This is a genomic window from Streptomyces phaeochromogenes (assembly GCF_001418655.1).
GTDB lineage: Bacteria > Actinomycetota > Actinomycetes > Streptomycetales > Streptomycetaceae > Streptomyces > Streptomyces phaeochromogenes.
The window spans coordinates 1-21,623 of sequence record NZ_LIQZ01000288.1; the positions used below are offsets into that span (position 1 = coordinate 1).

The following is a 21,623-nucleotide window of genomic DNA, read 5'->3' on the forward strand; positions in this document are numbered from 1 at the left end:
CAGCCCCCGGGCGATGACCCAGAGGCCCACGCGCCGACCCGCCCCCCGCCCGCCGGAAGGCACACCGGCACCCGCGGAACTCGCCCGCATGGCGCGCTCCGTGCTCGCCGGCGCGGCCCGCGTCGCCCGCTGGGCCGACGCCGTCCTGAGCCCGGCCAAGGACCGCGAAGGCACCGCTTCAGGCGGCACCCCCGAGGGCGCAGGCACGCTCTCCGACGCGACCGCCCAACGGGCCGCCACCGATCTGGCCCTGACCCCGGCTCAGGCCCGCGCGGACTGGGACACCGCACGTCTCGCGGGCCTCGTCGAGGTGCACGGCGGCATCGCGCGCCCCGGCTGGCGGCTGCGCGCCTGGAACCGCGACGACAGCGCCGTGCTGCGCGGCTGGGTCGCCCTCTTCGACGCCTGGTCGATCGCCCACCCCGGCCCCGACGGACGCGAGCCCGCCGCGGTCGCCGAGGTCGTCTCCGCGATGCCCCAGGTCCTCTCCTTCCTCCAGCTGTCCGCGGGTCCCGTCCCCGTACCGCAACTCCTGGACCTGCTCGAACAGCGCGTCACGGAACTGCGCACCGAGCGCTGCGAGATCCCCTACGGTCCGCAGCCCGAGCCCGTCGAGAGCCCCGCCGAGGACACTCCGCTGGCCCCCCTCCTCGACTGGGCGCTGCACGCGATCGCCGACGTGGGCGCCCTCACCTGCGCCGACGGCCAGGCCACGCTCACCCCGCTCGGCAGCTGGGCGGTCTGGGTCAAGCTGGAGCAGATCTGCGTCGCCGCGCAGAGTCCCGCCGGGAACATCGAGCAGGGCGCCGAGGACATGCTTCGCGGCTGCGCCCAGCTGCGGCCGAACGCGGCCCGCGCCGAGTACCGCGCCTGGCTCGCCGCCCGGACCGTCGGCAGCGCCGTCACCGAACTCCTCGACGCAGCCCGCGGCGAGGACGCCCTCCTGCGCGGACTCGCCTTCGAGGCCCTGCGCGTCGTCGGAGCCCCCGCCGAGCCCGATGTCCGCTCCGTCTCCGACGAGACCCATCTGCGGCCGTACGCCCTGCTGTGGCTCGCCGAGCACGACGGACACGACCCCGAGGACGCCCACGAGGTGCTGACCCGCGAGGAGGCCACCTGGCTGTGGGTCGACACGGCCGCGGCCGTCGCCGACCACGGTGAAGCCCCGCTCCTCGTACGGCACTTGGAGTCCGCCGTGCAGCCGACCGTGCCGGCGCTGCTCGACGAGGTGCGGGCGGTCGGGCATCCGCGGACCGTGCAGGTGCTGGTCGCGCTTGCCGCCGCCCATCCCGATCCGGCGCTCGCCAAGGCCGTACGGCGGGCTGCGTTCCAGGTGCACACCGGGGGGAGCTAGGCGCTCCGCGGGGGGCTTCAGGGCGTGCGTGTTCGGGTGCGGGGCCGCTGTGGTTGCTCGCGCAGTTCCCCGCGCCCCTGACGGGGCGCAGGGCGCGGGCGGGGCCAAGCGCGTCAGGCCGTTATCTCCGGGGCGTACGTGCCGAAGCTCCAGATGTTGCCCTCGATGTCGCGGGCCATGTAGTCCCGGGAGCCGTAGTCCTGGTCCGTCGGAGGCATCAGGATCTCCGCTCCGTGGGCGACGGCCTGCTGGTGGTGTGCGTCGATGTCGTCCACGACGACGTACACCCCGGTGTGCGTCGAGCCCTTCATCGCCTCGTCGAAACGGCCGCCGGTGCCTCGGGATCCGAGCATCACCGCGCCGTTGCCCTGCACCAGCTCGGCGTGCAGGACCTTGCCGTCCTCGCCCTCGTACACCGAGGCCTCGCTGAAGCCGAAGGCCTCCGTGAGCTGTTTGATCGCCGCCTTCGCGTCCGTGTACAGCAGTGTCGGGTAGATGCTCGGGCGCCCGCCGTCCGTGCCTGCCATGCCGATCACTCCCTCTGGTCCCGGTGCCGGAACATCGCCTGAATGTGACCTGCTCCACAGTCTTGCACCCGGCACCGACAACGCCCCGCCGAGCCGGATCCGGCAGGGTTCCACCGCTCAGCGGAAGGTGTTGCACCGCGCCATGTCGCCCGTGCGGTAGCCCTCGTAGAACCACTGCTGCCGCTGCTTCGCCGACCCGTGGGTCCAGGACTCGGGCGTCACGCGGCCCTGGTACCGCTCCTGGATCCGGTCGTCGCCCACGGCCGCCGCCGCGTCCAGCCCGTCACGGATGTCGGCGTCCGTGAGGCTGGTGATCAGCGGCCTGCCCGTCGACTCGTCGTTCGTGGTCGTCGCGTGGTGCGCCCACACACCGGCGTAGCAGTCGGCCTGCAGCTCCACCCGCACCGCGTTGCTGGTCGCGCCCGTCCGCCCGTCCTGGGAGCGGCTCAGCGTCCCCATCAGGTCCTGCACGTGGTGCCCGTACTCGTGCGCCACCACATACGCCTGCGCGAACGGTCCGCCGCTCGCGCCGAACCTCGTCCGCAGCTCCTCGAAGAAGCCCAGGTCCAGATAGACCTTCCGGTCGGCGGGGCAGTAGAAGGGCCCGACCGCCGACGTCGCCGCGCCGCACGCCGTGCCGACCTGGTTGCCGAAGAGGACGGTCGGCGACCGCGTGTACGTGCCGCCACGGCGCTCGAACTCCTGCGCCCAGAAGTCCTGGACGCTGTTGACCACCGCCACGATGCGGCAGTCCTCCTTGGTGTTCGCGTCCCGTCCCGTACGGCACGTCTGCTGGACCTGGGCGAGGGACGAGGCGGTCGCCGCGGGCTCCTCGTCGCCGGAGGACAGGCCCAGCTGGTCGGGACCGACACCGAAGAAGAGCCCCAACAGGAGGGCGATCAGAGCGGCGGCGCCACCACCGACGGTCGCCTTGCCACCGGGGATCCGACTGCCCCGTACGTCCTGCACCTCGGAGGTGTCCAGATCGGCGTCGTCGTCGAACTGCATGGGCGCACCACCCTCTGCGGACGTCGTCCCCCTGGCGTCATCCTCGCCGGGCTCCCGGGGCGCGGCGCCGGGCGGAGGGCCGAACGGGGGACGCCTCACCACCGGCCCGCGGGGCAATGAGAGTCACACTCCCGAACACCCGCACGCAGAAAAAGTGGTTGCACGGCCCCGTTAGACTTGGCCCATGGCCATTCTCCTCGCGCACTAGACGGCGTGAACGATCCCAGCCGCCCACCCCGTCATCAACCCTGCCCAGGAGTCTGTCCGTGATTTCCGCCTCCGGTGTCGAGCTTCGCGCCGGCGCCCGCGTCCTCATCGAGTCCGCGACCTTCCGCATCACCAAGGGCGACCGCATCGGTCTGGTCGGCCGCAACGGCGCCGGCAAGACGACCCTCACCAAGGTTCTCGCAGGTGAGGGCACCCCCGCCGGCGGCACCGTCACCCGCTCCGGCGAGGTCGGCTATCTCCCGCAGGACCCGCGCACCGGCGATCTCGACATGCTGGCCAGCGACCGCGTCCTGTCCGCACGTGGCCTGGACACCCTGATCCGCAAGATGCGCGAGAACGAACAGCGCATCGCGAACGGCTCGGGCGCCACCCGCGAGAAGGCGATGCGCCAGTACGAGCGCCAGGAGACGGAGTTCCTCACCAAGGGCGGGTACGCCGCCGAGGCCGAGGCCGCCACGATCGCCGCCGCGCTCAACCTGCCCGACCGGGTGCTCGGCCAGCCCCTCCATACGCTCTCCGGCGGTCAGCGCCGCCGTATCGAGCTGGCCCGCATCCTCTTCTCGGACGCGGACACCCTGCTCCTCGACGAGCCGACGAACCACCTCGACGCGGACTCGATCGTCTGGCTGCGCGACTACCTGAAGACCTACCGTGGCGGCTTCATCGTGATCTCCCACGATGTCGACCTGGTCGAGACGGTCGTCAACAAGGTGTTCTACCTGGACGCCAACCGCGCCCAGATCGACGTCTACAACATGGGCTGGAAGCTCTACCAGCAGCAGCGCGAGGCCGACGAGAAGCGCCGCAAGCGCGAGCGGCAGAACGCCGAGAAGAAGGCCTCCGCGCTCCACTCGCAGGCCGACAAGATGCGCGCCAAGGCCACCAAGACCGTCGCCGCCCAGAACATGGCCAAGCGCGCGGACAAGCTCCTCGCGGGCCTCGACGCCGTGCGGAAGTCCGACAAGGTCGCCAAGCTGCGCTTCCCCGAGCCGTCCCCCTGCGGCAAGACCCCGCTGATGGCCGAGGGCCTGTCGAAGTCGTACGGCTCGCTGGAGATCTTCACCGACGTCGACCTGGCCATCGACAAGGGCTCCCGCGTCGTCATCCTCGGGCTGAACGGCGCGGGCAAGACGACCCTGCTCCGCCTCCTCGGCGGCGCCGAGAAGCCCGACACCGGGCAGGTCATAGAGGGTCACGGCCTCAAGCTCGGCTACTACGCGCAGGAGCACGAGACCCTCGACCCCGAGCGCACGGTCCTGGAGAACATGCGCTCCGCGGCCCCCGACCTGGACCTGGTCGAGGTCCGCAAGACGCTCGGCTCGTTCCTGTTCTCCGGCGACGACGTGGACAAGCCGGCCGGCGTTCTCTCCGGCGGCGAGAAGACGCGCCTCGCGCTCGCCACCCTCGTGGTGTCGTCCGCGAACGTCCTGCTCCTCGACGAGCCGACGAACAACCTCGACCCGGCCAGCCGCGAGGAGATCCTCGGCGCCCTGCGCACCTACAAGGGCGCCGTCGTCCTCGTCACCCACGACGAGGGTGCCGTCGAGGCGCTCCAGCCGGAGCGGATCATCCTGCTGCCCGACGGTGTCGAGGACCTGTGGGGCTCCGACTACGCGGATCTGGTGGCCCTCGCCTGAGCCCCGTACGGCCCACCGAAGCGGTCATCGGTGCTTGATCGAACCACTGATCAACTGCGTATGGATCATTCGGCTTATCCGTGATCCATCATCTGTGTGAGATCTCCTCGTACCGAGGTGTGTCCTACATCGATTTTCCGGCCGGGCCCTTCATTCCCAAGGGTCCGGCCGTCGCGCGTCGCTGACCTGGCACTTCGCGGATGAACCCGTTCGGCCGTACGGACAGGCGTGCGCGGAATTCCGTATTCCGCTCATGGTGACGGGCTTCCGGGATCCAAAGCTTGTCGCACGGACCTTGCCGAATGGGTGGCCAGGAAGCTCTTGAGGGGTGATCATGAGAAGTCCAGAGCGCACTTCCCATGAGGAGGCACGGGTGGCCGAGACTCTGAAGAAGGGCAGCCGGGTAACCGGCGCCGCGCGCGACAAGCTCGCGGCAGACCTGAAGAAGAAGTACGACTCCGGTGCGAGCATCCGGGCGCTGGCCGAGGAGACCGGCCGCTCGTATGGCTTCGTACACCGGATGCTCAGTGAGTCGGGCGTCACGCTCCGTGGGCGTGGCGGAGCGACGCGGGGCAAGAAGGCCGCGTCGGCCTGACGCCGGGCGGCTCCTCGTTCTCCGATGGTGGCCACCCGGTCGGTCGATTGACCGCCCGGGTGGTTACTGTGCAGTCACTTAAGGGTGTGCTCCTACGGCACCCTCTCTGACCGCACACATCGGAGGCCCCTCATGGCTTCGTTCGACCCGCTGCTCGACAAGGACGGCGTACGGCTCACCGTGGACGATGCGCTCGCCACGGTGACACTGACCAACCCGGCCAAGCGCAACGCGCAGAGCCCCGCTCTGTGGCGGGCACTGGCCGAGGCGGGGCAGTTGCTGCCGGGGACCGTCCGAGTCGTCCTGCTGCGCGCCGAAGGCAAGTCCTTCTCCGCGGGGCTCGACCGGCAGGCGTTCACGCCCGAGGGGTTCGACGGCGAGCCGTCGTTCATCGATCTCGCACGCCGTTCCGACGCCGAGCTCGACGCTGCCATCGCCGAGTACCAGGAGGGTTTCACCTGGTGGCGACGGAGCGACATCGTGTCCATCGCCGCCGTGCAGGGACATGCCATCGGGGCGGGCTTCCAGCTCGCACTCGCCTGTGACCTGCGCGTCGTCGCGGACGACGTGCAGTTCGCCATGCGCGAGACCAGCCTCGGGCTCGTGCCCGACCTGACGGGTACGCATCCGCTGGTGGGGCTCGTCGGATACGCGCGGGCGCTGGAGATCTGTGCGACGGGGCGGTTCGTGCCGGCCGAGGAGGCACAGCGGACCGGGCTCGCGAGTATCGCCGTGCCCGCCGATCAGCTCGACGATGCCGCGCGTGATCTCGCCGGGGCGCTGCTTGCCGCGCCTCGGGACGCGCTGATCGAGACCAAGGCGTTGTTGCAGGGGGCTGTGGGGCGTACGTATGAGGCTCAGCGGGTTGCCGAGCGGGCCGCCCAGGGGCGGCGGCTTCGGGATCTTGCGGGTGTGGGTGACTGAGGTCGATTGTCGTGTGTGGGTGAGTGGGGGCTGGGCGCGCAGTTCCCCGCGCCCCTAAAAGCCTGGTTGTACCGCCGTTACCAGTGCTGCCACCGATGGACGATCTGGCAGTGCCTCGGTGACCCTCGTACGGACTGCTCTCGCCACGTCCAGCGTGCGTTCGGACGCCGCCGTCTCGAACTCCACGCGGACATGGCGGCGGGGGAGGGACGCGGTGCCGGAGCGGGCCGCGATGTGGACCGCGCCCAGACGGGTGACACCAGGGACGGCCCGTACGGCGGTGGCCACGCGGGACTCGTCGGGGTCCAGCCGGAGATCAGGGTCCCCGGAGCGTCCGTCGGACTCGTCCTCGTCCGCCGTGTCCGCGCCCTCGTCCAGCAGGCCCGTCACCCGTAGGTCCACCTCCGTGACCGTCAGGCCCAGTCGGTTCGTCGCTGCTGAGGTCAGAGCCGCTCGCAGGCGCGACGCGGTCGCCGGGAGGGGTTCCGTGGGTGTGGCCGCGAAATCCGCCGTGATGCGCAGGGGGCCCGGAGGCAGCGCGCTCGGTGGTGGAGGGACGGCCGGCTCGGGTGCGCTGTCCGGGTCGGTGAGGGAGAGGCGTACGGCGGTGAGGCGTACGCCCGGCACGTTACGGGCCGCGCGGCGCAGTACCGCGGTGGCCGCCGCCTCGGTGATCCATGCGCCGTCCTGCGGGCCCCCTAGAGGCAGCAGCCTGCCGAGGCCGAGCTGATTTCTGACCGCCTGGGTCCATCGGTCCGCCGTCATTGCCCCAGCCTGCCGCATCCCCGGCGCGCGACCGGGTAACCCGACTTAGTGTGGGCGGAGGGGCCTACCGAAAGGGATGCACGGCGATGAGCGACACGACTCAGCGGAAACGGCCGGAGACCCCCGAGGTCGAGCAGCCGGACCAGCAGCTCAGGAAGACCAGCGTGACCAAGCGCGGCGGTGGAGATCCGGCCGGCCGGGGGCGTACCACCATCGCCGACGGCGTGGTCGAGAAGATCGCCGGGCTCGCCGCCCGCGACGTCCTCGGCGTGCACGCGATGGGCAGCGGTATCTCGCGGACCTTCGGCGCGGTGCGCGACCGGGTCCCCGGCGGTGGTTCGAAGTCCGCCACCCGCGGTGTGAAGGCCGAGGTCGGCGAGGTGCAGACCGCGCTCGACCTGGAGATCGTCGTCGACTACGGCGTGTCCATCGCCGACGTCGCCCGTGACGTACGGGAGAACGTCATCGCGGCCGTCGAGCGTATGACGGGCCTTGAGGTCGTCGAGGTCAACATCGCGGTCAGTGACGTCAAACTGCCGGAGGAAGAGGACGAGGAACCGGAGACCAGGCTCCAATGACGCCGTACCGGTGATCTGCTGGTGCTCGCCGATGACGTGCCAGTGCCCGCCGGTAACCGCCAGTGCCTGCTACTGAACCTGCTGAGGAGTGCACCATGAGCTTGGCCGTGATCGGCATGATCGCCGGAATGGCGCTGGGCTTCGCCGGGTACTTCGGCGGGTTCGGTGCCTTCCTCCTGGTGGCGGCGCTGGGCGCCATCGGCTTCGTCGTGGGCCGGTTCCTCGAAGGGGACCTGGACCCGGGTGACTTCTTCCGCACCCGCGGTACCCGCGACGACCGGCGGCGGTGACGCGCGTGTCCGGTGAGTCCACCGCGGCCGGGGAGGCTGGTGAGCCCGCCGGGTCCCGTGCGGTCGTCCGGCCCGGCAGCCCCGGCCGGACCGTCGCGGCGGCGGACCGGGGCGCGCTCCGGATCGCCGACCGGGTCGTCGCGAAGATCGCCGCACACGCGGCACGCGAGGCCCTCGACGTGCTGCCGCCCGACGCCGTGCCCCCGCACGCAACCGTGATCGTCCACCACGAGGTCGCCCGTGTCCGGGTCAGCCTCGAACTCGGCTACCCCTCCGACATCGGTGGCCAGTGCACTGCCGTGCGTCACCGAGTCGTTCAGCGGGTAGAGGCGTTGGCGGGAATGGAAGTGCCCGAGGTCGCCGTCCAGGTGGAGCGGCTGCACTCGGCGCAGACGCGCGGCGCGGCACAGGGGAGGACGCAATGAGCGAGTCCCACGGCTCCGAGAGCACCCAGCACCTGCCCGTCATCGAGAAGGCGGTCGAGACCGAACTCGGCCAGTCGGCCTCCGCGGCGGACTACAAACCCCTGCCCGTCCTCGAAGAGGCCGACGACGCGGAAGGCCGCTTCTGGTCGGCCCGCCGCGTCCCCGCGGGCATCCTCGCGCTGCTGCTCGTGGCAGGAGCGGGCCTCCTGCTGTACGACGTCACCGCGGTCCGCGCCGACCGGCCCGCCATGCACTGGCGCAGGTCCCTGGCCCACGAGCTCGCCGAGCGGCCCCTCGACGACACCTGGGTCCTCGTCGGCGCGGGGATCGCGACGGCCCTCGGTGTCTGGCTGCTCGTGCTCGCCACGACACCGGGCCTGCGGGACGTCCTGCCGATGCGCCGCGCCCACCCCGAGGTACGGGCCGGCCTCCACCGGGGCGCCGCCGCCATGGTGCTGCGCGACCGGGCCATGGAGGTGTCCGGCGTGCGCTCGGTGCGGGTCCGGGTGGGGCGCAGGAAGGTCGACGTCCGCGCGGTGTCGCACTTCCGTGAACTCGACGACGTACGCGCCGATCTGGACGCCACGCTCGCCGACGGCATCAGAGGACTCGGGCTGGCCCGGCGTCCCGCGCTGTCGGTGCATGTCGCGCGGCCGGGCCGGAAGGGATGAGCCGGATGCTGAGGATCGTGAACCGGGTGCTGCTGGGCCTCGCGGGGCTGCTCCTCGTGGTGTTCGGCGGCTCCGCGCTGGCCGTCGGCCTGGGCGCGGACCCGCCCTCGTGGTGGATCCACGACGGGAGCCACGACGTGCTGCTGAGCGACGCGGACCGGGAGAGGTGGCGGGACGACGGCTGGTGGTGGCCCACCGTCATCGCCGTACTCGCCGTGGCCGTGCTGCTCGCCCTGTGGTGGCTCACGGCGGTATTGCGGCGGCGCCGGCTCGCCGAGGTGCTCGTCGACACCGGCGACGGCGAGGGCGCGCTGCTGCGGGGCCGGGCCCTGGAGGGTGTACTGGCCGGTGAGGCGGGCGCGTTGGAGGGGGTCGAGCGGGCCCAGGTGTCACTCACCGGGCGCCGCACCGTCCCCGAGGCCCGCGTCCAACTCCTCCTGGAACCCCATGCCGACCCGGGCGACGCCCTCCACCGCCTGACCACGGAGGCCCTGGCCCACGCGAGAGACTCGGCAGGCCTGGCCTCCCTCCCGGCAGAGGTCCGCCTACGGGGGGTCAAGCACGGGGCGGAGAGGGTCAACTAGGGCGCGCCCATTGTCTTTTAGGGGTGCGGGGCTGTGACATTGTGCGGCTCCGCCGCGAGGGCGCGCCCATTGTCTTTAGGGGCGCGGGGAACTGCGCGACCAGCCCCGACCAACCCGCACCACACACCAACCCCACCGCTCAGAACCCGTGCCGAGCCCCACCATCAACAGGCACCATGATCCCCGTCAGATAAGAAGCGGCCGGAGACAGCAGGAACGCGGCCGTCCGGCCGAACTCCTCAGGCGTCCCGTACCGACGGAGCGGAATCCGCGCCTCGTTGGCGGCCCGCGCCGCCTCCGGATCCGGCGCGTACCCGTCCAGCTCGCGCACGCGATCCGTGTCGATCCGGGCCGGCAGCACCCCGACCACCCGAATCCCCCGCGGCCCCAGCTCGTCGGACAGCGACTTGGCGAACCCCGCGAGACCGGGACGCAGGCCGTTGGAGATGGTCAGCCCGGGGATCGGCTCGTGCACCGAACCGGAGAGCACGAACCCGATGACCCCGCCCTCGCCGAGCTCCGCGGCGGACGCCCGGGCCAGCCGGACCGCGCCCAGGAAGACGGACTCGAACGCCGACTGCCACTGCTCGTCGGTGTTGTCGGCGACGAACCCGGGCGGCGGGCCCCCGACGCTGATCAGGATGCCGTCGAAACCGCCGAAGCGCTCGCGCGCCGCCGCGATCAGGCTCTGCGGGGCACTCGGGTCGGAGTTGTCCACGGCCACGCCGTGCGCGTTCGGGCCGAGGGCCGTCGCGGCCTCGGCCACCGTCTTCTCGTCGCGCCCCGTGATGATCACCTTCGCGCCGTCGCCGACGAGTTCACGCGCGGAGGCGTGGCCCAGGCCGCGCGTGGCTCCGGTGACGACGTAGACGCGGTCCTTCAGTCCAAGATCCATGGTCCTATCCTGCCCCCTCCCCATCGGACCCTCCAGCCCCTCCCCGGTCCCCTTCCCCGTCGAACAGGGTGAGGGCGGTGCCCACCAGGCCGATGTGGCTGAACGCCTGCGGGAAGTTGCCGAGCTGGTGGCCGGCCACGGGGTCGTACTCCTCGGCCAGCAGCCCCACGTCGTTGCGGAGCGAGACGAGCCGCTCGAACAGGGTGAGGGCCTCCTTCGTACGGCCCGTCAGGTGCAGCGCGTCCGCGAGCCAGAACGAGCAGACGACGAACGAGCCCTCGTTGCCCGGCAGCCCGTCGATGGCCGTCGGGTCCGAGTCGTACCTGCGCACCAGGCCGTCGCGAGTGAGCTCCGCCCGGACCGCGTCGACCGTGCCGATCACCCGCGGATCGTCCGGTGGCAGGAAGCCGAGGCGGGGGATCAGCAGCAGCGCGGCGTCCAGCTCGCGGGAGCCGTACGACTGCGTGAAGGTGTTGCGCTCCGGGTCGTAGCCGCGCTCGCACACCTCGCGGTGCACCTCGTCGCGCATCGCACGCCAGCGGTCCACGTCACCGCTCAGTCCCGGGTTCTCCTCCAGCGAGCGGACCGTGCGGTCGGCGGCCACCCACGCCATCACCTTCGAGTGCACGAAGTGGCGGCGCGGACCCCGGACCTCCCACAGCCCCTCGTCCGGCTCGCGCCACGCCGACCACAGGAAGTCCATCAGCGCCTGGCGCAGCCGCCACACGTGCGGCTTGGCGGGCAGACCCGCGTGCTGCGCGAGCGACAGCGAGTCGATCACCTCGCCGTACACGTCGAGCTGCGACTGCCGTACGGCGTCGTTGCCGATCCGGACCGGCGCCGAGCCTCGGAAACCTGGCAGCCACGCCAGCTCGAACTCGGGGATCCGCCGCTCGCCCGCCAGGCTGTACATGATCTGCAGCTCCGCGGGATCGCCCGCCACCGCGCGCAGCAGCCAGTCGCGCCAGGCCGCCGCCTCCTCCTGGTAGCCGCACGCGAGCAGCGCGCCCAGCGTGAGCGTGGAGTCGCGCAGCCAGCAGTGGCGGTAGTCCCAGTTGCGTACGCCGCCGATCTCCTCGGGGAGTGAGGTCGTGGGCGCGGCGACGATGCCGCCGCTCGGCGCGTAGGTGAGGGCCTTGAGGGTGATCAGGGAGCGGACGACGGCGTCCCGGTGCGGTCCGTCGTAGCGGCAGCGGGCCACCCACGCCTGCCAGTCGGAGACACTCTCGGCCAGCGCCTCGTACGGGTCGACGCGCGCGGGGCGCGGCTCGTGCGAGGGGTGCCAGGTCAGTACGAAGGCGACCCGCTCGCCCTCGGCGACCTCGAACTCCGAGTGCGTACCGAAGTCCTTGCCCCAGGTGCGCACCTCGGGCTCGCTGCGCAGCCACACCGAGTCCGGGCCCGCGACGGCCACCCGGTGGCCGTCGGACTTGCGCATCCACGGCACGATCGAGCCGTAGTCGAACCGCAGTCGCAGGGTGCTGCGCATGGTGACCCGGCCCTTGAGACCTTCGACGATCCGTACGACGTCGGGGGCGCGGTCGCGCTGTGGCATCAGGTCGGTGACGCGTACCGTGCCGTCCTCGGTCTCCCACTCGGTGTCGAGCACGAGGGAGTCGGTGCGGTAGGCGCGCCTGGTGCAGGCGCCCGCTCCCTTTGGCGCGATGCGCCAGTGGCCGTTCTCCTCGTCCCCGAGCAGTTTCGCGAAACAGGCCGCCGAGTCGAACCGTGGGAGACAGAGCCAGTCGATCGAACCGTCCCGTCCGACCAGGGCGGCGGTCTGATGGTCGCCGATGAGGGCGTAGTCCTCGATGGTTGGGTGCACGTTTGCCGGGTTCCCGGCGATTGTGGCGATCAACCCAGGCGGTTCGCTCCGCGCGGTGGGCCGTTCGAGAAGTGCGGGTCGTTCGTGGCTGGGCGCGCCCACGCGGCGGTGCCGCAAAATGTCACAGCCCCGCGCCCCTGAAGGGGCGGGGCCTGGCCTCGCCCCTTCACTCAGACTGTGGCCGGTTCTGCCTTCGGTTCTGTCTGGGCGGCGGCTGCCTCCGCGAGGTCGCGGCGTTCGCGGCGGACCAGGATGACCCAGCCGACGGGGACGCCCGCGGCGAAGAGCCACCACTGGATCGCGTACGCCATGTGGGGGCCGATGCCGCTGTGGTCGGGCTCCGGGATCAGTTCGGGGGTGTCGCCCTTCGGCTCGGGCGCGGTCAGCTCGACGTAGCCGCCGAGGACCTGCTTGCCGAGTGCCTTCGCCTGCTGCTCGCTGTTGATCAGCATGACCATGCGGTCGGGGAGGCCGCGGACGTCCTTGATGCCGCTGTCGGCGGTCGTCTCGTCGGCCATCAGCCGGCCCGTGACGGTGGTCTCGCCCTTCGCGGGCGCGGGGACCTTCGGGAACTGGGTCTGTGCGCCGTCCGCGGGGATCCAGCCGCGGTTGACGATGAGGACCTTGCCGTCGTCCAGGACGAACGGGGTCAGTACGTGGTAGCCGACCTCTTCGTCGGAGTTGGTGCGGCGCCGGACGACGACCTCGTCGGCGGTGTCGAAGGTGCCCTTCGCGGTCACCCGGCGGTACAGGTCGTCCCGCTTGATCGCCTTGCCCGGCGCGGTGAGCGACTCGGCGGGGACCGGCTTCGCGGACAGCGAGTCGGAGATCACCTTGTTCAGCGCGACCTTGTGCTCGTGCCGGTGCAGCTGCCAGAAGCCCAGCTCGATCATCGTCGGGATGAGCGCGAGCATGATGAGGGTGAGGATCACCCACTGCCGGGACAACAGGAAGCGGTACACCCCACGACCGTACAACTCGGTCATGGGGTGTCGAGCGGGAGGGGGTGGCTTGGAGGAGCGTGGTTCGGACAGGGCGGTTCAGACCTTGTCGATGATCCCCACCTTCCCCTCCGCGCGGGCGCAGTGGCCCCCGCAGTACCAGTGGCCCTCGACCTCGACGCCCTGGCCGATGATCTGGACCCGGCAGTGCTCGCAGATGGGCGCCATGCGGTGGATGGCGCAGGAGAAGCAGTCGAAGACGTGCACCGCGCCCTGCGCGTGCACCTCGAACGTCATGCCGTAGTTGTTTCCGCAGACCTCACAACGTGCCATGCGCCACAGGGTGGGCCGCCGGGGCGGCACGGGCGAGCGGTCGCCGGGCGAGTCGCCCCCCAATCACCCGTACGACCGGATGCCTGTATCCGCCCCGCAGGACCGGATGCCCGTGTCCGCCCCGCACGACCCGCGTTCCTCGGTACGGCCGGGCGCCGCTACTTCTTCGACGCCGGCTCCACGTCCCGCAGCAGCTGGCCGAACGCCGCCTCGTCGACGACGGGGGTGCCGAACTGGCGGGCCTTGACCACCTTGGACGTACCGGAGTCCGGGTCGTTCGTCACGAGGAGGCTGGTGAGCCGGGACAGGCTCGTCGCGACATGCAGTCCGGCCTCGACGGCGCGGTCCTCCAGGAGGTCGCGCTCGACCGAGGTGTCCCCGGAGAACGCGATGCGCATGCCCTGCTTGAGCTGCTTGCCCGGTTCGTACCGCCCGGGGTTGGGATACGGGCAGGCGGGCCGCTTGCGCGAGGGGCGCCAACTGCCGGACGGATAGCCCCCCGACGAGTAGCCGCCGGAGGAGTAGCCCCCGGACTGCCGGCCGATCCGCGGCGCCGCCCGGTCCGTCCACTCCGTCAGCGGCCGGCATTCGAGCAGCGGCAGCCGTACGCCCCCGCGCGCGGCGGCCTGCAGGCTCGGCCGGAACGCCTCGGCCAGCACGCGCGCGTCGTCCAGCGCGTGGTGCGCGCGCTGCTGTACGACGCCGAAGTGCGCCGCGAGCGACTCCAGCTTGTGGTTGGCCAGCGGCAGGCCCAGCTCCTTGGACAGCGCGATGGTGCACAGCCGCTGACGGACCGGCGCCTCGCGCTCCGCGCGCGCGTACTCCCGGGCGATCATCGACCAGTCGAACACCGCGTTGTGCGCGACGAGGACACGGCCGTCGAGCCGGGACGCGAACTCCTCGGCGATCTCCGGGAACAGGGGCGCGCCTTCGAGCACGTCACTCGTCAGACCGTGGATCCACACAGGACCCGGGTCCCGCTCCGGGTTGACCATCGTGTACCAGTGGTCCTCGACCTCGCCGCGCGCGTCCAGCCGGTAGACCGCGGCCGACACTATGCGGTCGTCGCGGGCCAGTCCTGTGGTCTCCACGTCGACGACCGCGTATCCCTGCGGATACGCGGCCGGCCACGGGGTGGTGGACGGTGCGGTCTGATGGTCTTCGAGCATGGTCACTGAGGATAAGGGGCGCGACTGACAGTCCTGTCCCCGGAGTCCGCGCCCGGGCCGGATCCGGAGTCCGACACCCCGTCACGAGCCCCTGCCAACAGCCCGGCCACCAGCGCCTTCACGGAGAGGACGAACAACTTCTCCGTGTCGACGGCCCGCGCGAGGGTGCGGGCGAGCGCCGGGTCCTCCTCCGCCGTACGCGCCCCCCACAGCTCCTCCTCGCCGGGGTGCTGTGCCGGGGCGCGCTCATGGTTGCGCTCGACCAGCAGGTGCCCGACGACCTGGAACTGCACGGCCCGTACGACGTCCGCGGCACGGGCCCCGCGCAGTCCCGCCGCGTGCACCTCGTGCACCAGGGCCTGCTGCGCGGGCAGGAACATCCGTTCCGTCAGGCCGCGTTCGTGCACCATCGCGACGAGGTGCGGATGGTCGCGCAGCCGTCGGCGCAGGGCGCGCGCCACGGACACGATGCGCCCCGCCGGGGTGCGCCCGACGGGCCGGATCTCGCCCAGCTCGGCGATGGTGCGCTCGACCAGCGCGTCGAGCAGCGACTCGCGGTTGCCGACGTGCCAGTAGATCGAGGTCACCGCCGTGCCCAGCTCGGCGGCGAGCTTCCGCATCGTCAGCGTCTCGGGACCGTGCTGCCTCACCAGGTCCGCCGCGGCGGCCAGGACCTCCTCGCGGGTCAGTGCCGGTCTCGCCATGACGCCCCCAAGTTCCCGTCGCGCACGAGTATTTACCCTTCGCGAGGTCTGCTGTAACTGTGTTACAGGTGACGGCCCATCAGAGAAGGGCGGTACGACATGGCACGCGTACGGTACGGCGCGCGGACCGAGGTGGAGATCGGCGCCGCGCGCACCGCGAGCTCCCGGCTCCCCGACATCTGGTCCACCGGTGTGGTGGCCGTCTGGGAGAGCGACCCGGACGCGGTCGCGGCGGTCCTGCCACCGCCGCTCAAACCCACCGGGCGGCCCCTGGTCCGGGTGAACATCAGCAAGGTCGACCTGCCCGGATACCCCCTGGGCGCGGGCTCGTTCGCGGTCGCCGCCGCGCACGACGGGGTCGAGGGCTGGTATCCGCTCGTCATGCCGATGACCCACGAGCGGGCCCTCATCGGTGGCCGCGAGGTTTTCGGGGAGCCCAAGAAGCTCGGCGAGGTGACGGTCGAGCGCGACGGTCTCGTCGTACGGGCAGCCCTCGCCCGGCACGGCATCGAGTTCGTGGAGGTGCGCGGCGCGGTCAGCGGGTCGCTGCCCCTCCCGGAGCCGACGCAGAAGACCGACTTCTACTTCAAGTTCCTTCCTGCGGTGGATGGTTCGGGCTTCGACGCCGACCCCGTACTCGTGCACTGCGTGCGCAACGAGAAGGTCCGCAAGCTGGAGCGGATCACCGGTGACGTCGTCCTCCGGGAGTCCATGTACGACCCGGTCGCCGACCTCCCCGTACGCGAACTCGTCGGGATCACCCTCGGCGAGAAGACGACGGACCAGAAGGGCAGGGTCGTCGAACGGGTCAGCGGGCAGGCCCTGTTGCCGTACATCCACCAGCGCTACGACGACCCGCAGCAGATTCTCGACGGGCCGCCCGAGGGGAGTACGTGAATGGAACTGAGGGCGGGACAGGTCGCCGTGGTCACCGGAGCCGCGAGCGGCATCGGGCTGGCGATGGCACGGCGGTTCGCGGCCGAGGGGCTGAAGGTCGTCCTCGCCGACGTGGACGAGGGTGCCCTGGAGAAGGCCGCCGCGGGGCTGCGCGAGGACGGGGCCGTGGTGCACGCGCGCGTGGTCGACGTCGGCGAGCGCGAGGAGGTCGTCGCGCTCGCCGAGGAGACGTACGAGCGCTTCGGCGCCGTGCACGTCCTGTGCAACAACGCCGGAGTCGGCTCGGGCGCCGAGGGCCGCATGTGGGAGCACGACCCGAACGACTGGAAGTGGGCGTTCGCGGTCAACGTCTGGGGCGTCTTCCACGGCGTCCAGGCCTTCGTACCGCGGATGCTGGCCGGCGGCGAACCCGGCCACATCGTCAACACCTCGTCCGGCGACGGCGGCATCGCGCCCCTGCCCACCGCCTCCGTGTACGCCGTCACCAAGGCGGCCGTCGTGACGATGACCGAGTCCCTGTACGCGCACCTGAGGGCCGAGCACGCGCGCGTGGGGGCCTCCGTGCTCTTCCCGGGGCCCCACATGCTCCGTACGGGCCTGTGGGAGTCGCACCGCAACCGGCCGGACCGGTACGCGAAACAGAAGCCCCGCAGGACCCCGTACCGCAGCCTCGACCAGTGGGAGGCCGCGATGAAGGAGGCGGGGAAGGACGTGCGGTTCACGCCGGTCGAGGAGGTCGCCGACTTCGTGGCGGACGGCATCCGGGCGGACCGCTTCTGGCTGCTGCCCGACAGCGAGCACAGCGACGCGCAGATCCGGGCGCGCTCGCGGTCGATGCTCGACCGCGCCGACCCGGCGTACCTGGAGAACTTCATTCTGGACTGAGGACCGGACGGACCACTGAGGACCGGACTGAGGAGCCGCAAATGGCCTCGACGACAGAGCCCTATCTGATCATCTCCTCCGACTGCCACGCCGGACTGCCCACCGAGGAGTACCGGCCCTATCTGGACGCCCGTTTCCACCGGGACTTCGACGAGTTCCTCGCGGGCCGGGACCGCCGGCGCGAGGAGATGACGCGGCTCGGCATCCGCAACGAGGCGTTCGCGAGCAAGTGGTTCCAGGACAACGAGGAGGGCCTGCGCGGCGGTTGGGACACCGCGCAGCGGCTCAAGGAGCTGGACGGCGACGGAGTGGCGGCGGAGGTCGTCTTCCCCGACGCCGACGCGGTCGACAGCCAGACGGCCGCGCCCTTCGGGGTGGGCCTCGGCCTCTCCGGCGACCAGGACCCGGAGTTGGGGATGGCGGGCGCGCAAGCGCACAACCGCTGGCTGGCCGACTTCGTGGGCGAGAACCCCGAACGGCACTGCGGAGTCGCCCTGTTGCCCGTCACGGCGCCCACCGAGCGGGTCGTCGCCGAGGTGTACCGCGCCAAGGAGTCGGGCCTCGGCGCCCTGATGATCCCCTCCATGTGGGTCGACAAGGAGCCGTACCACGACCGCCGTTACGACCCCGTGTGGGCCGCGGCGGCGGAGTGCGGGATGCCGGTGCTGACGCACTCGGGGGCGGCACCCCGCCACGAGTACGGCGACCACCTCGGGATCTATGTGAGCGAGGTGACCTGGTGGCCGGCCAGGCCGCTGTGGTTCCTGCTCTGGTCCGGTGTCTTCGAGCGCCACCCCGGGCTCAAGTTCGGTGTGGCGGAGTCGGGTTGCTGGTGGCTGCCGAACCTCCTGTGGTTCATGGACCGCCTGTACCTGGGCGCGCACGGCGGCAAGAAGCTGTCCCCCTTCGCGGAGTTGAGGCGCCCGCCGCACGAGTACCTGGACCGCCAGGTCTTCATCTGCGCGACCAACACCAAGCGGCGCGAACTCGCCCAGCGGTACGAGATCGGCGTCGACAACATCCTCTGGGGCAGCGACTTCCCGCACCCCGAGGGGACGTGGCCCGACACGCGCGCGTGGCTGTCGCGCACGTTCCACGACATCCCGGTGGCGGAGACGCGCCGCATGCTGGGCCTGGCGGCGGCGGAGGTCTTCGGCTTCGACACCGGGAAACTGGCCCCGCTCGCCCGGCGTATCGGCCCGACCCCGGCCGAACTCGGCCAGTCCGAGGACCAGTCGGCCGTCGAGGCGTCCTGGGCGCGCTCGCGCGAGGTGGGCCGGCACTGGCTGACGGACCACGACTTCCCGGTCCTGGGGGTGACTCCGTGAGCGAGAACCCGGTGGGCGACGAGCGCTACACCGTCATCTCGGCCGACTGCCACGCGGGCGCCGATCTCCTCGACTACAAGCCGTACCTGGCGGGTCGGTACCACGGGGAGTTCGACGCCTGGGCGGCCTCGTACGTGAATCCGTACGAGGACCTGATGGCCGACACGGCCGACAAGAACTGGAACTCGGAGCGGCGGCTCGCGGAGCTGGAGCAGGACGGGATCGTCGCCGAGGTCGTCTTCCCGAACACCATCCCGCCGTTCTTCCCCTCGGGTTCGCTGATGGCGCCCGCGCCGACGGCCGAGGAGTTCGAGCGGCGCTGGGCGGGGCTGCGGGCCCACAACCGCTGGCTGGCGGACTTCTGTTCGGCCGCCCCGGGCCGGCGGGCGGGTGTCTTCCAGATCCTCCTGAACGACGTCGAGGAGGCGGTGAAGGAGATCAGGTGGGCGGTCGGTGCGGGGCTGCGGGGCGGCCTGCTGCTGCCCGGCACGCCACCGGGCAGCGGGCTGCCCGAGCTGTACTCGTCGGCGTACGACCCGATCTGGACGGTCTGCGAGGAACTGGGCGTGCCCGTGAACCACCACGCGGGCTCGGCCTCCCCGCCGCTCGGCGACGAGCCCGCCGCCCGGGCGGTCTTCATGGTGGAGACGACGTGGTTCTCGCACCGCGCGCTCTGGCACCTGATCTTCGGGGGTGCCTTCCGCCGCCATCCCGGACTGAAACTGGTGCTGACCGAGCAGGGTTCGGGCTGGATACCCGGGGTGCTCGACATGCTGGACTACTACCACGGGCGGCTGGTCGCGGCGGCGACGAAGGCGTCCACGGCCGAGTCCAAGTTCGGTGCCGGGCTTGCCGCTTCGATGGGCAAGGGCCCCTCGGAGGTCTGGCGGGACAACTGCTTCGTCGGCGCCAGCTTCATGCGCCCGCACGAGGTGCCGCTCCGCGACCGCATCGGCCTCGACAAGATCATGTGGGGCAGCGACTACCCGCACGACGAGGGCACGTACCCGTACACCCGCGAGGGCCTGCGGATCGCGTACGCGGGCCTCTCGCGCGAGGAGATCGCGGCGATGGTCGGCGGCAACGCGGCCCGCGTGTACGGCTTCGACCTCGACCTCCTCGACCCCATCGCGGCCAAGTGCGGCCCGACGGCGCGGGAGATCGCCGAACCACTGGGGGAGCCGCCGGCCGACGCGACGAGTCCGGTCTTCGCGCGGGGAGGGTCGGTACGGGTCTGGTGACGTCCCGGGTGCGATGCTCCCGCATGTGACGGAACCGACGCACGACGAGGCCCATGACGAGGCCCATGACGAGGCCCACGGCGGGGCGCTGGGCGAGCGGCTGAACTGGCTGCGGGCGGCCGTTCTCGGTGCCAACGACGGCATCGTGTCCACCGCGGGCCTCGTCGTCGGCGTGGCCGGTGCGACGGACGCCCGCGCGGCCCTGCTGACGGCCGGGCTCGCGGGTCTGCTGGCCGGGTCCATGTCGATGGCCGCGGGGGAGTACGTCTCCGTCTCCACCCAGCGGGACTCGGAGAGGGCTGCCATCGCCGCGGAGAGACGGGAGCTGCGGGACCAGCCGGAGGCGGAACTGGAGGAACTCGCCGAGCTGCTGGAGGACCGGGGACTCTCGCGGGACGTGGCCCTGGAGGCGGCGCAGCAGCTCACCGAACGGGACGCGCTCAAGGCCCACGCGCGCGTGGAGCTCGGCATCGACCCGGACCAACTCGCGAACCCGTGGCACGCGGCCTGGGCGAGCTTCTTCGCGTTCACCGCCGGGGCACTGCTCCCGCTGCTGGCAATGGTGCTGCCTCCCGCCGGCTGGCGCCTGGCCGTCACCGTGGTCTCGGTCCTCGCCGCCCTCGTCCTGACCGGCTGGACCAGCGCCCGCCTGGGCGCCGCGGACCCGGGCCGGGCGATGCTGCGGAACGTGGCGGGCGGGGCGCTGGCCATGGCGGTCACCTACGGGACGGGGGCATTGCTGGGCGCGGCCGGTGTGTGACGGGCCCGACCTGGTGCTGAGGCGCTCGCTCAGTGGGCCGAGCCGCACGGCTCCTTGGTGGAGATCGCCAAGAAGCAAGCGCATACCCCCGGTAATACTTGTGGGTAACAACGTCTAGCCGCGGTCCACCAGCGGTTCTACGGTGCTTGCATGCCGAACCTGCCCGATGTCGTGCTGTGGTCGATACCCGCGTTTGTGCTGCTCACCGTGATCGAGGTGGTGAGTGTCCGGATCCATCCGGATGACGATGCCGCGGGGTACGAGACGAAGGACGCGGCCACGAGTGTCGGCATGGGGCTGGGGAGTCTGGCCTTCGATCTTCTGTGGAAGATCCCGATCGTCGCCGTCTACACGGCGATATATGAGCTGACACCACTGCGGGTGCCCGTCCTGTGGTGGACCGTGCCACTGATGTTGCTGGCGCAGGACTTCTTCTACTACTGGTCGCACCGCGGGCACCATGTGATCCGGATCCTCTGGGCCTGTCACGTCGTGCACCACTCCAGCCGGAAGTTCAACCTCACCACCGCGCTGCGCCAGCCCTGGACGACGTGGACCGTGTGGCCGTTCTACGTGCCGCTCATCGCGCTCGGCGTGCATCCGGCGGCGCTCGCGTTCTGCTCGTCGGTGAACCTCGTGTACCAGTTCTGGATCCACACCGAGCGCATCGACAAGCTGCCCCGGGCCTTCGAGTTCGTCCTCAACACGCCCTCGCACCACCGTGTCCACCACGCTTCCCAGGGCGGCTATCTGGACCGTAACTTCGGCGGGATCCTGATCGTCTGGGACCGGCTCTTCGGGTCGTTCGTCGCGGAGACCGAGCGGCCGGTGTACGGGCTGACCAAGAACATCGACACGTACAACCCGATCCGGGTCGCCACCCACGAGTACGCCGCCATCGCCAGGGACCTGCGGGCCGCCGGGAGTTGGCGGGAGCGGGCCGGGCGGATGTTCCGGGGGCCGGGGTGGCAGCCTGTGCCGTCGCTCGCGGCTGCTTCGGAGCGGGCCGCCTCTCCGGAGAGTGCTGTCACGTCTCAGGAGGAGCCCCTCACGCCCCAC

General features: G+C 71.3%; 24 protein-coding genes. 15 read left to right on the forward strand and 9 right to left on the reverse strand.

What is annotated here, in order from left to right:
• The first annotated feature begins 13 nt into the window (after nt 1-13).
• Complete coding sequence (locus tag AOK17_RS32965; protein WP_079053419.1) at nt 14-1,354, forward strand: hypothetical protein; 1,341 nt, start codon at nt 14-16, stop codon at nt 1,352-1,354.
• 113 nt (nt 1,355-1,467) lie between these two features.
• Here the strand turns inward: AOK17_RS32965 and AOK17_RS32970 are convergent, their stop codons facing one another.
• Nucleotides 1,468-1,881, reverse strand: a complete 414-nt coding sequence (locus AOK17_RS32970) for a VOC family protein (protein WP_055616248.1) — start codon at nt 1,879-1,881, stop codon at nt 1,468-1,470.
• Nucleotides 1,882-1,998: 117 nt separating this feature from the next.
• Nucleotides 1,999-2,889 (reverse strand): KPN_02809 family neutral zinc metallopeptidase, encoded by an 891-nt coding sequence (gene ypfJ, locus AOK17_RS32975; RefSeq protein WP_055616249.1) that lies wholly within the window; start codon nt 2,887-2,889, stop codon nt 1,999-2,001.
• A gap of 266 nt (nt 2,890-3,155) precedes the next feature.
• Between ypfJ and AOK17_RS32980 the strand changes: the two genes are divergently transcribed.
• The 3 genes from AOK17_RS32980 (at nt 3,156) to AOK17_RS32990 (ending at nt 6,273) form a co-directional block, all read left to right on the forward strand.
• A complete protein-coding gene (locus AOK17_RS32980) occupies nt 3,156-4,754 on the forward strand; it encodes an ABC-F family ATP-binding cassette domain-containing protein (protein WP_055616250.1) in 1,599 nt (532 codons plus the stop codon).
• A gap of 373 nt (nt 4,755-5,127) precedes the next feature.
• The gene (locus AOK17_RS32985; RefSeq protein ID WP_006123601.1) at nt 5,128-5,349 is read left to right on the forward strand and encodes a helix-turn-helix domain-containing protein; all 222 of its coding nucleotides are present in this window, start codon (nt 5,128-5,130) and stop codon (nt 5,347-5,349) included.
• 132 nt (nt 5,350-5,481) lie between these two features.
• Nucleotides 5,482-6,273, forward strand: a complete 792-nt coding sequence (locus AOK17_RS32990) for an enoyl-CoA hydratase/isomerase family protein (RefSeq protein ID WP_055616251.1) — start codon at nt 5,482-5,484, stop codon at nt 6,271-6,273.
• A gap of 54 nt (nt 6,274-6,327) precedes the next feature.
• Here AOK17_RS32990 and AOK17_RS32995 read toward each other — a convergent pair whose 3' ends face one another.
• Nucleotides 6,328-7,038 (reverse strand): hypothetical protein, encoded by a 711-nt coding sequence (locus AOK17_RS32995; protein WP_055616252.1) that lies wholly within the window; start codon nt 7,036-7,038, stop codon nt 6,328-6,330.
• 86 nt (nt 7,039-7,124) lie between these two features.
• Here AOK17_RS32995 and AOK17_RS33000 point away from each other — a divergent pair, with 86 nt between their 5' ends.
• The 5 genes from AOK17_RS33000 to amaP all read left to right on the forward strand — a co-directional run bounded on the left by AOK17_RS33000 (nt 7,125) and on the right by amaP (nt 9,586).
• The gene (locus tag AOK17_RS33000) at nt 7,125-7,616 is read left to right on the forward strand and encodes an Asp23/Gls24 family envelope stress response protein (RefSeq protein WP_055616253.1); all 492 of its coding nucleotides are present in this window, start codon (nt 7,125-7,127) and stop codon (nt 7,614-7,616) included.
• A 95-nt stretch (nt 7,617-7,711) separates the two neighbouring features.
• Nucleotides 7,712-7,906, forward strand: a complete 195-nt coding sequence (locus AOK17_RS33005) for a hypothetical protein (RefSeq protein WP_055616254.1) — start codon at nt 7,712-7,714, stop codon at nt 7,904-7,906.
• The gene (locus tag AOK17_RS33010; RefSeq protein WP_055616255.1) at nt 7,903-8,331 is read left to right on the forward strand and encodes an Asp23/Gls24 family envelope stress response protein; all 429 of its coding nucleotides are present in this window, start codon (nt 7,903-7,905) and stop codon (nt 8,329-8,331) included. The genes AOK17_RS33005 and AOK17_RS33010 overlap by 4 nt, the downstream gene beginning before the upstream one ends.
• Nucleotides 8,328-9,002 (forward strand): DUF6286 domain-containing protein, encoded by a 675-nt coding sequence (locus tag AOK17_RS33015; RefSeq protein ID WP_055616256.1) that lies wholly within the window; start codon nt 8,328-8,330, stop codon nt 9,000-9,002. The genes AOK17_RS33010 and AOK17_RS33015 overlap by 4 nt, the downstream gene beginning before the upstream one ends.
• Entirely contained in the window at nt 8,999-9,586 is a 588-nt protein-coding gene (gene amaP, locus AOK17_RS33020; RefSeq protein WP_063997332.1) for an alkaline shock response membrane anchor protein AmaP, read from the forward strand. Before AOK17_RS33015 ends, amaP begins: the two co-directional genes overlap by 4 nt.
• A 139-nt stretch (nt 9,587-9,725) precedes the next feature.
• On the opposite strand, the gene AOK17_RS33025 is transcribed toward amaP, so the two are convergent.
• The 6 genes from AOK17_RS33025 to AOK17_RS33050 all read right to left on the reverse strand — a co-directional run bounded on the left by AOK17_RS33025 (nt 9,726) and on the right by AOK17_RS33050 (nt 15,453).
• On the reverse strand, nt 9,726-10,481 hold the full coding sequence (locus tag AOK17_RS33025) for an SDR family oxidoreductase (protein WP_055616258.1): 756 nt from the start codon (nt 10,479-10,481) through the stop codon (nt 9,726-9,728).
• A 4-nt stretch (nt 10,482-10,485) separates the two neighbouring features.
• Nucleotides 10,486-12,306 (reverse strand): glycoside hydrolase family 15 protein, encoded by a 1,821-nt coding sequence (locus tag AOK17_RS33030; protein ID WP_055616259.1) that lies wholly within the window; start codon nt 12,304-12,306, stop codon nt 10,486-10,488.
• A gap of 170 nt (nt 12,307-12,476) precedes the next feature.
• Nucleotides 12,477-13,268 (reverse strand): SURF1 family cytochrome oxidase biogenesis protein, encoded by a 792-nt coding sequence (locus AOK17_RS33035; RefSeq protein ID WP_206190876.1) that lies wholly within the window; start codon nt 13,266-13,268, stop codon nt 12,477-12,479.
• Nucleotides 13,269-13,346: 78 nt separating this feature from the next.
• A complete protein-coding gene (locus AOK17_RS33040) occupies nt 13,347-13,580 on the reverse strand; it encodes a hypothetical protein (protein ID WP_079053420.1) in 234 nt (77 codons plus the stop codon).
• Between the two features lie 158 nt (nt 13,581-13,738).
• Nucleotides 13,739-14,749, reverse strand: a complete 1,011-nt coding sequence (locus tag AOK17_RS33045; protein ID WP_055616262.1) for a DEDDh family exonuclease — start codon at nt 14,747-14,749, stop codon at nt 13,739-13,741.
• A 2-nt stretch (nt 14,750-14,751) separates the two neighbouring features.
• Nucleotides 14,752-15,453 carry a TetR/AcrR family transcriptional regulator gene (locus AOK17_RS33050; protein ID WP_055616263.1) on the reverse strand — a complete coding sequence of 234 codons (702 nt, stop codon included), beginning with the start codon at nt 15,451-15,453 and terminating at the stop codon, nt 14,752-14,754.
• A gap of 99 nt (nt 15,454-15,552) precedes the next feature.
• Between AOK17_RS33050 and AOK17_RS33055 the strand changes: the two genes are divergently transcribed.
• The 6 genes from AOK17_RS33055 to AOK17_RS33080 all read left to right on the forward strand — a co-directional run.
• Nucleotides 15,553-16,350, forward strand: coding sequence for an acetoacetate decarboxylase family protein (locus AOK17_RS33055; protein WP_055616264.1), 798 nt, complete (start codon nt 15,553-15,555; stop codon nt 16,348-16,350).
• Entirely contained in the window at nt 16,351-17,235 is an 885-nt protein-coding gene (locus tag AOK17_RS33060; RefSeq protein WP_055616265.1) for an SDR family NAD(P)-dependent oxidoreductase, read from the forward strand.
• A gap of 41 nt (nt 17,236-17,276) precedes the next feature.
• Nucleotides 17,277-18,563 (forward strand): amidohydrolase family protein, encoded by a 1,287-nt coding sequence (locus tag AOK17_RS33065; protein ID WP_055616266.1) that lies wholly within the window; start codon nt 17,277-17,279, stop codon nt 18,561-18,563.
• On the forward strand, nt 18,560-19,804 hold the full coding sequence (locus AOK17_RS33070) for an amidohydrolase family protein (RefSeq protein WP_245697526.1): 1,245 nt from the start codon (nt 18,560-18,562) through the stop codon (nt 19,802-19,804). The genes AOK17_RS33065 and AOK17_RS33070 overlap by 4 nt, the downstream gene beginning before the upstream one ends.
• Before the next feature lie 25 nt (nt 19,805-19,829).
• Nucleotides 19,830-20,564, forward strand: coding sequence for a VIT1/CCC1 transporter family protein (locus AOK17_RS33075; RefSeq protein ID WP_425424657.1), 735 nt, complete (start codon nt 19,830-19,832; stop codon nt 20,562-20,564).
• Nucleotides 20,565-20,714: 150 nt separating this feature from the next.
• The coding region (locus tag AOK17_RS33080) for a sterol desaturase family protein (RefSeq protein ID WP_055616268.1) at nt 20,715-21,623 on the forward strand (909 nt) is incomplete at its 3' end.